Genomic DNA, 11,634 nt, shown 5'->3' on the forward strand with positions numbered 1-11,634 from the left:
TTTCTTTGGTCGGAAATTCATCTTGAGTGTATCACGAGTGATTTTTTTCGTTGTCTAGCTTAATTTTACAATCGGCGCAATTAAAGCGTTTACATTATTATTCAAAAAAAGTCCCAACTGGTGTTGGCAAGCCGATAAGTACAGAAAAGAATAAATACATAACTGCCACTACCCCTACCGCGAAAACCAGGCCCTTTGTTACATGCTTAGGTGTTGCTTTTGCTTTTTCCGATAGATATGTGTGATAAAAGTAAACCACTATAATAACGAGAAATGATACAACATAGAAACCTAACAATGGTAAAAGCAAATAAGCTCCGTACAAAATCAACCCGGGAATTACAATCTTAAACAATAATATTTCCTTCGTAAGACCTGCTGCTTCAGTAGAGGTGCCAGTGTCCGCTGACGTACTTTTCTTTTTTGAAAACAGATTTCTTAACAACGGATCTACGATCATTAAAATACCAGTAAGAGCCATGCTAAAAAGTATTAACCTTGGAAATAAAGAAGCTTCAGAAGGCATATTCAGCGTTCTTGTATAGGCAAGCGCACTAAACAAAATTAAAACGGCGCCTAATACATAACTTGATTTCATCATCCTCCCCCTTCCTATTCATTTTTTAATAAGATAATGTTTATATAGAAATCCTTTAATCCACCGTCGTGTTTTTAGCGCTTAACAACTTGGTGGCCTCCGAATTCATTTCGGAGCGCTGCGACTACTTTGCCAGTAAAAGTATCGTCTTCCTGAGAACGAAAGCGCATCATAAGCGCCAATGTAATAACTGGAGCAGGAGTTTCTAAATCCAGCGCTGTTTCTACCGTCCATTTTCCTTCACCTGAAGAATTCATAATTCCACGGATACTGTCAAGTTGAGGATCTTTGGAGAAAGCGCTCTCAGTTAATTCCATTAACCAGGAACGAACCACTGAACCGTTGTTCCACATGCGCGCCACTTCTTCATAGTCATAGTCGAACTGACTTTTACTAAGAATATCAAACCCTTCTGCAATGGCCTGCATCATTCCGTATTCAATACCATTATGTACCATCTTAAGAAAGTGCCCACTTCCAGGCTCACCTGCGTGGTGGAAACCATTCTCTACAGTTATATCTTCAAAGACAGGCTCCAGTCTTTTCACTGCTCTCTGGGTGCCTCCTATCATGATACATGCACCATGCCGGGCCCCATCAATACCACCGCTCGTCCCCGCATCCAGAAAATGAATTCCTCGTTCCTGCAGTGATTCAGCTCTTTTCAGCGATTCTTTATAATTTGAATTTCCGCCATCTATAATGACATCATCTGCGTCGAGTAGCGGAGTTACTATTTCTATCACTTGCTCAGTAATTGTTCCAGCAGGGACCATCAGCCATATATGACGAGGTGCTTCCATTTTTTCTATAAGCTCGGGAATAGAATAAGCTGCCACGGCGCCTTCTTCTTCTAATTGGTTAATGACAGTTTCATTTACATCGTTTGCGATCACTGTATGCTGATGCTCTATTAAATTTTGTGCAAGATTGTACCCCATCTTCCCCAGACCAATTAACCCTACTTCCATTTTTTCACCCCTTATAATTTTCAGAACATTTTCTATCTTTCTTCTCTTTTTATTATAATATAAAAAATTTCTTTTTCAATAATAAAAATGAAAAAATATTTTTTATTTTTCCTTTTCTTATATACTATGTATAATTACTTATGCTAGCTTATATTTCCTTAAAGTCCTTGTTCTTAATTATAGAGGAAATTTAAACCACTGTTATAGGAGTAGATATTATGGTTTCTTCAGAAGCTTCCCACTGTAAACACCGCATACGGGCGATGTATCCAGACTTTCGAAAAAAGGAACAAAAAATTGCAGATTATATTTTGGAATCACCTGAAGAAATAATTCATTCGACTATCAGCCAGGTTGCAGAAACACTTGACGTTGCAGAAGCCACAGTTTTTCGTTTTTGTAAGCGCATTGGTTTCAAAGGCTATCAAGCAATGAAAATAGCTCTCGCCAGTGAAATCACTGACAATAATATTACTGATATTCACGAAACGATTCAGGAGGGAGACAATTACAAGCTTGTGGCAGAAAAAGTATTTAAAGCAAACGTCAGGTCGTTGGAGGACACTTTTTCTGTCTTAAACCAAGACACTTTTAATCAGGCAGTAGAGGCGCTCCTTTCAGCACACAAAATAGAGTTTTATGGAAATGGAGGTTCGGGCGTCATTGCTCTTGATGCCCATCATAAGTTTATGCGAACCGGAATTCCGGTTTATTCCCACAGTGACTCTCACTTTCAAGTAATGGCGGCTTCCCAACTTAGTGAAAAAGATGCAGTAATATTAATTTCACACTCTGGAGCTAATCGGGATATTTTACAGGTTCTGGACACTGCTAAAGAGCAGGGAGCAACAACTATCGGTATTACAACCTTGGCAAAATCACCGTTGAGTGAACGCGTAGATCTCCCTTTATATACTGTTTCCCAGGAAACCGATTATCGTTCAGAAGCTTTGTCTTCAAGACTGGCTCAATTGAGTCTGATTGATGCTTTATATGTAAATGTCAGTATCGGCAAAAAAGAATTAATGCAGCAGTCTCTCACTAAAATGAGACAAGCCATCGCAAAAAAAAGAATCTAAGTCGTTTTTTAAGAAAGGGATGCTCGAATGGGGAATAAAAAATATGTAATGGGGTTAGACATAGGGACCACCAGTATAAAAGCCGTTATATTTATGCAAACAGGCGAAGTCGTTGCAGAACAAGAAATTGCATACTCAATTCGACGTCCGGCAGTAACTTGGGCAGAACAAGATCCAGTCGAAATTGAAAGTGCCGCTATTAAGGCAATGCATACTGCAATTGAAAGCGCTGACATTAAAGGGGAAGAACTTTTATCCGTTGGCCTATCATCAGCGATGCATACATTAATTGCTATAGATAAAGAATGGCAACCACTCTCGCCTTCTCTTATATGGGCAGATGGAAGAAGTGTAGAACAAGTTGACAAGTTAAAAGTAACACCAGAAGCGGAAAAAATATATCAGAAAACTGGTACGCCTATTCATCCCATGTCTCCTTTGCTAAAACTATTATGGATGAAGGAAAATAAATATGAACCTTACCTGCAGGCCGACCGATTTGTATCGATTAAAGAATTTCTCACTGGACGCTGGTTTGGAATCGCAGCCGTTGATTATTCTACGGCTTCTTCATCAGGAATGTTCAACATTCATACAAGCACTTGGGATAAAGAAGCTCTGCGTTTAGCAGGTATTGAGGCAGAGCAACTATCTCCCCCGGTAAAACCAACTTATTCATTTCACGGAATGAATCGTGGTGTAGCTGAAAAAATAGGGATACCTGTCTCTCTTCCATTTGTAGCAGGGGGGTCAGACGGGGCCCTCGCAAATATTGGTTTAGGGGTTCTGAACGTTAATCATACAGCCATTACTATCGGTACAAGTGGAGCAATTCGTCAAATGACGAATGCCCCTCTGACTGATATAAACCAGCGAACATTCTGCTACAGAGTTTCTGACACAGAATGGCTCGTAGGTGGAGCCACGAATAATGGAGGGAACATACTCGAGTGGTTGAAACACTTGTTATACACTGAAAATAGACAAAAAAACAAAACGCTAGAAAACTCGCTTTATCATTCACTCACTAAAGCAGCGGAGACTGCTTCTCCTGGAGCAAATGGTTTGCTGTGCTTCCCATGTATTCATGGTGAACGAGCTCCATACTGGAATGCAAATACCCGGGGAGCTTACATAGGTTTATCGGTGAACCACACGCAGGCCGACCTCATCCGTTCCAGCCTAGAAGGCATTATTTTCAGTTTATATAGTATACATGAAGCTATGACTTCCTTATCTTTGACGACTCAGAACTTATATGCAAGTGGTGGCTTTGCCCGCTCTCCTTTATGGGTGCAAATTGCGGCTGATATTTTTCAGCAGGAAATCCGCCTCCCCGTCTCTCACCAAAGCTCTGCATGGGGTGCGGCCTGGTTAAGTATGATAGCCATGGGGGAAGCAGAAGATTTAGCTTCTATAAAAGAATATATTCCAATGAATCAGTTAGTTGTACCGGATAAGACATTAAGCGAAACCTACCAGCCGCTGTATGAAATATATCGAAACTTGTATGACCAATTACAATTCAGTTTTTCCCAAATATCAGCTCTGCAAAAATAATTCGAATGCTCCTTTTTTTCTGCTTTCCTATAATATAACTCCCTTTGTTTACAGCAAAAGGCCGGCCACAGATTTCCTCCGTGTCCGGCCAAAACATAAATAGATTTTTAAACTTCAAACCCTTAGTGACAAAACTTAGCGTACGTTTTCAGGATAAATTTCATTTAGGATTTCATGCGTTGGAGTGGAAATCAAGTTTTTATTAATGACTTCTTCCACTCTTCCACCCATGTTATCTTCCAGGTCTTTAGCATATTCTTTATCGCCGATAATATATGCTGTATCAAGACCGCGGTTTTTCATCTGTTTGTTGATGACAGGAGCCAGGCTCTTGTACCAGCGGTGGCGATTTTCTTCAAAACGCTGCTGAACTTTATCCACTTGTGTAGAACCTGCAGCCGTACGGTCAGCTGATGCTGTACCTTTATACTCCTGCCAGTCCTCGCTGTCCACGTCCCAGTGGAACTGCATTTCTTCGCGGATTTTGCCCATCGAGGTATCGATCAGGTAAACATCCTGCTTGTTTGTAAGAAGAATCGCTGTAGGCGGGAACGTTTTTTCCAGTTTTTCGAGCTGCTCGGTCTGCGGCGTTGGCTCCCACATTACTTCTGTCTCCACCGGCACCTGAAAAATGTCTGCTTCCCAAGTAGATCCGTCGCCGGATGCAAAGATAATAACACTCTTCTGCAGATCAGAACGATGGTCCTCAATGTATTTTTCGATATCATCGGTAATTTTTTTGATCGCATTTTTTTCATCTTTTGTTTCGCTCTTGTCTGCGTACTGCTTTAAGCCGTTAACAGCCTTTTTGTATTTAATCTTCCATTCTTCGCTAGGCTGGCCGCCTTCACCAATATCGGTGTTCAAATAAAAGGACACAAAACCATATTCATCCTCTTTATTTTTCAGCTGTTTTAAATTGTTCGTAATTCCCATTGTCTGTTACCCCTTTCCGTGACTGTGTTAACTATTCAATTACCATTCTACAAAGTGTATTTCCTTCGAACAGGAACGATAAACGTCAAATACAATAATATTTTCAAACCAATAAAAAAAAGCAGGTTCAAATGAAAGAACCTGCCTTTTTTATTAAGAGGACTGGGTATTGTCAGCACTCTGCAGCTGACCTGAGCTGTTGTTTGAAGAGCTGCTTTCAATAGCAGTACTTTCTTCTTTTAGCTCTTTTAATTCACCAGTAGTTTCAAGCGTCGTCGTTTTTGCTTTCATCAATGTTTCTTTCAGACTGTTCACCCGGTTGACGATTTCCTGGATATCTGTGCTTGCTGACTGGAGCAGCTCAGAATAATAATTTGACGTTTCTCTTAATGTAGAAATGACTGATTCCCTGTTCTCTGAAAGAAACTGGGAGGTGTTGTTCAGTGTGGAAGCTGTTTGTTTCGTGCCCTCTACAATAGGGGAACGGGTTTTACGTGTACTGAGCAAAACAATAACGGAGACGACGCCTCCAAGAATTAAACCAATTTTGAGTGCTGTGTTTCCATTTTCCTCTGCCATCACTATCCATCCTTTCGACTCTGCATATATTATTACCTATACCACATTTTACATGAATTTATTCTTTTTTACTTTATCTTATCAAAAAAAATCTACCTATCAGGAAACTATTGTGCTTTTGATCACATTTTCATGATTTTATGGTTTGTCAAACGAGTAATATAGGGTAAACTAATTGTCAGCAGGAGTATAATAGAAAGAAAGGAAGATGTCCGCATGAGAAAACCGCAGAGACTTTCATTTGAAGACTTAATGGAAGCAAATAAAAATGAACTCAAGGGCAACAAACAGGCACTTGATTCTATAGACCGCAGGCTTGACGAAAAAAAATCCAAAGAAGTCTATGTCCGCCCGGCCACTAAAAAACGAGCCAACTAATAGCGCTGCAAGGATGGCACCCCTCCAGATATTTCTATGCCATCCTTATATATTGTCTCCTTTAATTTTTGGAATTTTTCGTTAAATAAATCCGTAAGCATACCTTCCTGCAATAAAAAAACCGCCTTTCGGCGGCTTTTCCCTCTGTATTTTACAGATCGGAGTCTTCGAGAATCCGTTCAATTTCTTCTTTATGACCGGTCTCATCAGAAATAAGGTCTTCAAGTTTGTTTTGAAGCTCGATCATGTTCAGCTCTTCTGCCTGCTGGGCGCGTTTTGTGTAGCGCTCAATTGTGTCTGCTTCAGCGTCACGCGCTGCTTCAAGCATTTCGCGCACCTGGAATGTCTGCTTCACGTCAGCAGGCTTTGTGGTCGGTGTACCGCCAAGTGTACGAATTTTAGAAGCCAGGTATTGAGCGTGGCCCTGCTCGTCACCGATTTCATCTTCAAACAGTGGTCTGAGCATTGGTGTGTGAATGCCGGAAACCACAGCTGCATAGTTTGTATACATAATAGCTGCTGCATATTCGTGTGCTAAGTCGACGTTAAGTCCATCGATTAATTCCTGTACTTTAGGATCGTTTTCTCTTACGCGTTCCATGAATAAATTCCTCCTGTCGTCTGTTTAGTGCAATTGATGTTTTCTCATAGTTGTAGCCTTCCAAAGTATATTTTACCCTTTTTCAGGCTGAAAAAACCTCTTTTTTATTTGAACAGGTATAGATATTCGCTGTAACCCTGCTCTTCAAGCTCATTAACTGGGATAAATTTAAGGGCAGCCGAATTGATACAATACCGTAAACCTGTTGGTTCAGGCCCGTCCGGAAATACGTGTCCAAGGTGGGAATCTGCTTCGTCACTGCGGACTTCCGTTCTTCTCATCCCTAAAGAATCGTCAAAGCTTTCTTTAACTTCGCTTTCCTTTAAAGGCATGGTAAAGCTTGGCCATCCGCAGTTGGAATCGAATTTATCCTTTGAACTAAACAAAGGCTCTCCGGAAACTACGTCTACATACAGGCCTTCCTCTTTATGGTTCCAGTATTCATTTTCAAAGGGGCGCTCGGTGGCATCATTTTGAGTTACTTCATACTGTATCGGGGTTAACCGCTGTTTCAGTTCTTCTGTACTGTATTTCTTATTGGTGCTCATTCTGCTCACTCCAGTAATTGTTTATAAATCCTTCACGGCCGGAGCCCTTCCGGTACATCATATAGTGAAAACGATTTTTGTGATGATAATCCTGGTGATATTCTTCGGCCGGATAAAATACCCCGGCTTCCCTGATTCTCGTTACCACAGGTTTTTCAAACGGGCCATTTTCATCAAGCTCCTGTTTGGAGGCTTCAGCAAGCCTGCGCTGTTCTTCATCGTGGTAGAAAATATTCGTCGTATAGGATTCCCCGCGGTCATTAAACTGACCACCCGGATCTGTAGGGTCAATCTGGCGCCAGAATATTTCAAGCAGCCGTTCATAAGATACCACCGATGGGTCATATTTCATTTGAATAGCTTCTACGTGACCGGTAGTTTCTGAACATACTTCCCGGTACGTCGGATTTTCTGTATGACCTCCGGTATATCCCGACATAATATCGTAGACACCTTCCTCCTGTTCAAAAGGGCCCACCATACACCAGAAACATCCCCCAGCAAAGGTGGCAAGCTTCGTACTTTGTTCTTCTGCCATAATATTCACCCCAATCTCTCATTTACTGTTAATTATAACATTTCTTCATTTGATTTCCTGTTTATGTGCTCACCCTGAATCCTCTTCCGTTCATCTCATTCAATAACAAAAGGCCAGCTCTACGGCCGGCCTCTCGGTCTTATTTTGCTAATTGTTTCAGAGATTCGCGGTTAAATGCCGGGATGTCATCTGGCTCACGGCTTGTAACCAGGTTGTTGCAAACGACTACTTCTTCATCATGAAGCTTCGCTTTCGCATACTCCATATCTGTCTGAATGGATTTAAATCCTGTCGCATTACGGCCTTCGAGCGCTTTTGCTGTAATAAGCAGCTGCGGACCGTGGCAGATTGCAAATACCGGCTTATCATGATCCATGAAGTATTTGGCGAAATCCACGAATCGCTGATCGCCGCGAAGCTGATCCGGAGAAAATCCTCCTGGAATAAGAAGTGCATCAAAATCTTCCGGCTTCACGTCTTCAATAGAAGCGTCGACGGTTACTTTCGCTTCTCCCTGTTTACCGGTAACGGTTTTGCCTTTCTCATTTTCGATTACGGTAAGTTCATGACCTTCTTTTTCGAATGCTTCTTTCGGGTCTGTGAATTCCACATCTTCAAAAAGATCTGTAAGGACTACTGCTATTTTACTCATCATATATCACCTTTCCTGGATATAATCTTTAGTCACACAGATAAGTTTACCCAAGTCCCTGCTCATTCTAAACCTGGCGGCCGTTTATTTTAAACCGGTCGGCAATCCGGCGCATCGAAGCGGCCTTTTCTTCAAATGACGGGGTCATGCCTACAGTCATAATTTCTTCAGCACCATAAGCTTTTTCAAGCCATTTGAGCTTTTCCTCCACTTGATCTATCGTTCCAACCGCGTTATGATACCGGTTTTTTTGAAACATGTCTTTTTCTTCATCCATATACGTAACTTCTTTAATCATTTCATACGACGGTATACCGAGCAGTCCGAGTCCCTTAGCCGTCACGGAGGAAACGTAATCACTTACCGCCCTCCATTCTTCCGCCTGCTGTTCGGACTCTGCTGCGAGCGCCGAAACCGCCAGCATAAAATAAGGAGCCGGACAGATGCTCGAGGGCTGAAAATGTTCATGATAATAATCAGCTGCCTGAAAGCCTTCGTCCGGATTAATAAAATGAGCGAAGCAAAACGGCAGGCCGTTTTCTGCCGCTGTTTTAGAACTGTCCCGGCTTGAGCCTAGAATCCAGACTACCGGCTTCACCTGAGCCCGGGGCGTCACCGGAGCGTAGTCATACAGCCCTTCGTATTTATTGCCTTCCGGGGATAAAAAAGTAAGCAGCTCTTTCAGCTGTTCAGGATACCTCGCTGCATTCCTTGACCCTCCTTCGTGAAGCGCCCTTGTAACGTTTGGCATGGCTCCCGGCGCCCTGCCCAGACCGAGATCAATACGATCTCTGTAGAGCGAAGCGAGCACTTCAAATACCTCCGCTACTTTAAAGGCACTGTAATGCGGGAGCAGTACTGCACCGGAGCCAACTTTTATACGTTTTGTGCATGCAGCCAGATGGGCAATTAATACTTCCGGAGCGCTCCCGGCTATGTGCTTTGTGCCGTGATGCTCAGAGACCCAGAACCGGTGGTAGCCGAGCTCTTCAGCGATACGGGCGTATTCCCCGGTCCAGGCGAATGTTTTTTCCGGCGTTTCTCCGTAGGGCATGATGGATTGATCGAGTATACTCAGTTTCACGGTTTCCCTTCTTTCTTTACTTGCGCTGATAATCCGCTTTAATTTCTCCCCAGTTTTTTGTATCCCATTTATAAATTGGATTCTTCCACGTATGCTCCTTCAGCCATTTTTCTGCCTGGCGGATCTCCTCCCAGATTTCCCGGCTGTCCGCGTCTTCAACAAGCGTCGAATTCGCTTTTTTCTTTTCCACCCAGCCAATGGCTGTCGCCGAGTCCGAATATACAGGTATTCCGCTCTCCTTTTCTTTTAAGTACCGGAGCGCGTGCACGATCCCTAGAAATTCCGCCATATTGTTTGTGCCTTTTTTAAACCCGGGATGGGCAAACACAATTTCTTCCGTTTTCGTATAGACGCCCCGGTATTCTACCGGCCCCGGGTTGCCGTGGGAACCGGCATCTACAGAAATACTTTCCATTATGTAGCTGCCATTTTCAGCTTCAGGTTTTCCTCCGGAGCCGTTAAAAGCTGTCTCTGCTTCTTCATATGAAGGAAACGACTTAAATTTCGCTCCTTTGAACCCCTTGACCTGCTTTTCACATTCAGCCCAGGTGCTGTAAATCCCAGGATTTTTTCCTTTCCATACTACATACCATTTCTTTTTCGCCATTTGTCTCTCTCCCCAGGAAAAAAGAACGTCCCCAACCAGCAGAGACGCCCAATTTCTTATTCTTCTTTTGCTGAAAAGCGCTGGAATACCGTATCCTTCTGCACCGGATAGCGCTCAAATCCGCACAAATTATTAATAATTGTTTGATTTCTTACAACGGATAAAGATAAATTCGTCGCAGCTGTGCCGTGCGAATGATCGATATTTGTGAGCATGTATATATGATTATTACGGCCGTCCTTAAACTGAAGTCGATAATAATCATCAATCATGTAATGGTCCGCGTCTTCCTTTTCCACAAGCTCTCCGTAATTCTGAATCCACTCCGGGACGCTCGGCTGAAAGCCGGTGGCAAGCACGACTTTATCCGAAAAGCAGCGGAACGTTTTATCCTGCTGCCATTGACGGAGCTTCAACTGATAGCCCCCCTCCACCGACTGAATATCCGACAGCTCAGTGGCAGCCTGGAGCACAACATTTGGATCCTCCCGTTCGATAGAACGATGATAAAGAAGATCGTATATTTTTTCAAGCGTAGGCTGCTCGATGCCCTTTCTCGCATGGTCGAGCTCCGGAAGTGTCTCGAGCCTTGTTTTAATATCGAGTGATCGGAAATATTCGACAAAATCCGTTGAAAAAATCTCGCGGGCGACCTTCGCGTCCTCGGCCTGGAAAAACTGGGGGGAGCGGGTAAACCAGTTCAGCTTATAATGAAAATGCTTCTGATCCTGCAGGAGGTCATGGAAAATTTCTGCTGCGCTCTGTCCGGAGCCAACAACGGTGACCTCGTCTCCACTCTTCAGCTCCTCCTTGCGAAAAGAATAATCGGCCGCATGATAAATCTCATCACTCTGCTGCCTTTCAATATTAGGAGGAAGCATCGGTGCTGCTCCTGTTCCCACTGCCACATTTTTTGTATAAAAATATTCCTTTTCCCCGCTGCCCGTATTTTCCGTCGTAATTTTGTAGCAGGACACTCCGTCCCAGCTGCTGTCAGCAACCTCAAGCACCCTCTGCCCGAAAAGGCAGTACGGAAGCTGGGCAGCCACCCACTTTCCGTACGAGTCGTATTCTCTTCTTGGCACCTTCAGCTGCTTGTTAAAAAAGAACTGAAACATACGGTTATGCTTATGCAAATAATTTAACAATGTGAAACGGCTCGTCGGATCGGCAAAAGTTACCAGGTCAGCAAGAAAGGAGGAATTCAGCACTGTGCCTTCGAGCAGCATCCCCGGGTGCCAGGCAAATTCATCCTTTTCATCTAAGAACACGGCTTCAATATCGTCCACTGGTTCAAGCAGGGCGGCCATGCCAAGATTAAACGGCCCAAGCCCGATTCCTGCTATATCATAAAGTTTGTTTTCCAACCTGATCACCTCTAAATTAAGTACTTCCGGCTTCAATCAAAAAGTCCAGCAATTCCGCTGGACTTCCATTCCGTATTGAAAGGCTGCCGGAAACCTTTGTCTCTATACGAATTTCCAACTTTGTAATCAAGTTCTA

General features: G+C 43.1%; 14 protein-coding genes. 3 read left to right on the top strand and 11 right to left on the bottom strand.

The annotated features are described in order from the left end of the window. Positions 1-97 precede the first annotated feature (97 nt). Positions 98-601 carry a tripartite tricarboxylate transporter TctB family protein gene (locus tag ACTRXG_RS09645; RefSeq protein ID WP_474284783.1) on the bottom strand — a complete coding sequence of 168 codons (504 nt, stop codon included), beginning with the start codon at positions 599-601 and terminating at the stop codon, positions 98-100. Between the two features lie 71 nt (positions 602-672). Next, complete coding sequence (gnd, locus tag ACTRXG_RS09650; protein WP_474284784.1) at positions 673-1,569, bottom strand: phosphogluconate dehydrogenase (NAD(+)-dependent, decarboxylating); 897 nt, start codon at positions 1,567-1,569, stop codon at positions 673-675. A 218-nt stretch (positions 1,570-1,787) separates the two neighbouring features. On the opposite strand from gnd, the gene ACTRXG_RS09655 reads away from it, so the two are divergent. Then, positions 1,788-2,648 carry a MurR/RpiR family transcriptional regulator gene (locus ACTRXG_RS09655; RefSeq protein ID WP_474284785.1) on the top strand — a complete coding sequence of 287 codons (861 nt, stop codon included), beginning with the start codon at positions 1,788-1,790 and terminating at the stop codon, positions 2,646-2,648. Between the two features lie 27 nt (positions 2,649-2,675). Further along, positions 2,676-4,208 (top strand): gluconokinase, encoded by a 1,533-nt coding sequence (locus tag ACTRXG_RS09660; RefSeq protein ID WP_474284786.1) that lies wholly within the window; start codon positions 2,676-2,678, stop codon positions 4,206-4,208. Positions 4,209-4,343: 135 nt separating this feature from the next. Here ACTRXG_RS09660 and ACTRXG_RS09665 read toward each other — a convergent pair whose 3' ends face one another. Beyond that, positions 4,344-5,144, bottom strand: a complete 801-nt coding sequence (locus ACTRXG_RS09665; protein ID WP_474263534.1) for a VLRF1 family aeRF1-type release factor — start codon at positions 5,142-5,144, stop codon at positions 4,344-4,346. Between the two features lie 153 nt (positions 5,145-5,297). Next, positions 5,298-5,723 carry a hypothetical protein gene (locus tag ACTRXG_RS09670; RefSeq protein ID WP_474263532.1) on the bottom strand — a complete coding sequence of 142 codons (426 nt, stop codon included), beginning with the start codon at positions 5,721-5,723 and terminating at the stop codon, positions 5,298-5,300. 216 nt (positions 5,724-5,939) lie between these two features. Between ACTRXG_RS09670 and ACTRXG_RS09675 the strand changes: the two genes are divergently transcribed. Beyond that, a complete protein-coding gene (locus ACTRXG_RS09675) occupies positions 5,940-6,101 on the top strand; it encodes an FbpB family small basic protein (protein ID WP_474263530.1) in 162 nt (53 codons plus the stop codon). Between the two features lie 151 nt (positions 6,102-6,252). Here ACTRXG_RS09675 and ACTRXG_RS09680 read toward each other — a convergent pair whose 3' ends face one another. From ACTRXG_RS09680 to ACTRXG_RS09710, 7 genes are all read right to left on the bottom strand, one after another. Next, positions 6,253-6,702, bottom strand: coding sequence for a ferritin-like domain-containing protein (locus ACTRXG_RS09680; RefSeq protein WP_322525980.1), 450 nt, complete (start codon positions 6,700-6,702; stop codon positions 6,253-6,255). A 104-nt stretch (positions 6,703-6,806) separates the two neighbouring features. After that, complete coding sequence (msrB, locus tag ACTRXG_RS09685) at positions 6,807-7,250, bottom strand: peptide-methionine (R)-S-oxide reductase MsrB (protein WP_474263528.1); 444 nt, start codon at positions 7,248-7,250, stop codon at positions 6,807-6,809. Beyond that, positions 7,237-7,788 (bottom strand): peptide-methionine (S)-S-oxide reductase MsrA, encoded by a 552-nt coding sequence (gene msrA, locus ACTRXG_RS09690; protein WP_474263525.1) that lies wholly within the window; start codon positions 7,786-7,788, stop codon positions 7,237-7,239. Before msrA ends, msrB begins: the two co-directional genes overlap by 14 nt. Positions 7,789-7,927: 139 nt before the next feature. Further along, positions 7,928-8,443: a type 1 glutamine amidotransferase domain-containing protein gene (locus ACTRXG_RS09695; protein ID WP_322525983.1), complete on the bottom strand. Its 516-nt coding sequence runs from the start codon at positions 8,441-8,443 to the stop codon at positions 7,928-7,930. 64 nt (positions 8,444-8,507) lie between these two features. After that, positions 8,508-9,524, bottom strand: coding sequence for an LLM class flavin-dependent oxidoreductase (locus ACTRXG_RS09700; RefSeq protein WP_474284787.1), 1,017 nt, complete (start codon positions 9,522-9,524; stop codon positions 8,508-8,510). A gap of 16 nt (positions 9,525-9,540) precedes the next feature. After that, a complete protein-coding gene (locus ACTRXG_RS09705; protein WP_474284788.1) occupies positions 9,541-10,131 on the bottom strand; it encodes a ribonuclease H1 domain-containing protein in 591 nt (196 codons plus the stop codon). Between the two features lie 56 nt (positions 10,132-10,187). Further along, entirely contained in the window at positions 10,188-11,498 is a 1,311-nt protein-coding gene (locus ACTRXG_RS09710; RefSeq protein ID WP_474284789.1) for a lysine N(6)-hydroxylase/L-ornithine N(5)-oxygenase family protein, read from the bottom strand. Positions 11,499-11,634 lie beyond the last annotated feature (136 nt).

It is taken from the genome of Marinococcus sp. LNSP9103-4, assembly GCF_056034345.1.